At 46.9% G+C, this 1,281-nt stretch carries 1 protein-coding gene; it reads left to right on the plus strand.

Going from position 1 to position 1,281, the window contains the following annotated elements:
• The first annotated feature begins 60 nt into the window (after positions 1-60).
• Positions 61-1,237, plus strand: a protein-coding gene (locus ALO_RS05420) for an IS3 family transposase (protein WP_139025327.1) whose coding sequence is annotated in 2 segments (ribosomal slippage) — positions 61-330 and positions 332-1,237 — 1,176 coding nt in all. Because the reading frame shifts where the segments join, the coding sequence is not laid out codon by codon here.
• The last annotated feature ends 44 nt before the right edge of the window (positions 1,238-1,281 follow it).

Here is a 1,281-nt window from a genome sequence, read left to right on the forward strand (position 1 = left end):
TGCTATAATGCTCCCATAAGCTGAGACACGGAAAGAGAAAAAATAAGTTATAATGGGAGTATGAATAAGCGAAATCAGTACTCAGCCGAATTTAAAACTAAAGTGGTCCTGGAAGTCCTCGGGGAAGAAGCGACCGTAAATGAAATCGCCGCCCAGCACGGCCTAAACCCCGTAATGGTCAGTCGGTGGAAAACCGAATTCCTGGAGCGGGCCTGCGACGTATTTAAGAGAGGACAGTCAGAGACCAACAAGGAATTGGCCGCGGAAAAAGAGCGAGTCGCCCGCCTGGAGCAAAAAATTGGCCAGTTGACCTATGAGGTGGACTGGCTCAAAAAAAAATCTGAAGAAATCATCAAGCGCCGACGAACGTAAAACCTTGTTGGAGATCGGCCACTCAAGGCTTGCCGTCAAGCGCCAGGCAGAGCTTCTCAGTGTCAACCGGACCAGCGCCTACAAAAAGCCAAGCCTTCCTGTCAATAAAGAGCAGGATTTATTTCTCATGCGCCGGATTGATGCAATCCACACCGATGAACCGACCTGGGGATATCGGACACTTACCCAGATTCTACGGCGAGAAACAGGCGTTGCTATTAATCGAAAGAGGGTTCGCCGACTGATGCGGGACATGGGGCTATATACCATCTATCCCAAGCCGAACCTAAGCAAACGCTACCACCAGCAATTTCTGCGGCCCTATCTTTTGCGTAAAGTAGCGATTACCCGACCGGATCAAGTATGGGGAATCGATATCACCTACATTCGCATGCAAAAAGGGTTTATGTACCTGTTTGTAATCATCGATTGGTACAGCCGCTACATCGTGGATTATGAGCTATCGAGCACGCTTGATAAATCCTTTGTTTTAGCCTGTTTAAAACGCGCTCTTAGTTTTGGAAAGCCAGAAATCATCAACAGTGACCAAGGCGGCCATTTTACCAACCCGGAGTATATTCGACTGGTAGAAGAAGCCGGAGTAAAAATATCCATGGACGGCAAAGGCCAGTGCCTAGATAATGCACGAACAGAACGATTTTTTCGGACTCTCAAATATGACCGCATCTATGTCAATGAATACGCTACTCCTCGAGAACTACGCAAGATGCTCAAAGAGTACATGCAGATATACAATACATATCGGCCGCATTCCGCCTTGGATGGTGCATGCCCAGCCCAATGTTATCTCGGAAACTTGCCTCATGAGGCTGTTTTATATCAAACAACACAGAAGGGAGCTTAACTTATTTTTTTCCATTCTATGTCTTGACAATGGGGAGCATTATA

The sequence above is a fragment of the Acetonema longum DSM 6540 genome (assembly GCF_000219125.1).
In the GTDB taxonomy this organism is placed as follows: domain Bacteria; phylum Bacillota; class Negativicutes; order Sporomusales; family Acetonemataceae; genus Acetonema; species Acetonema longum.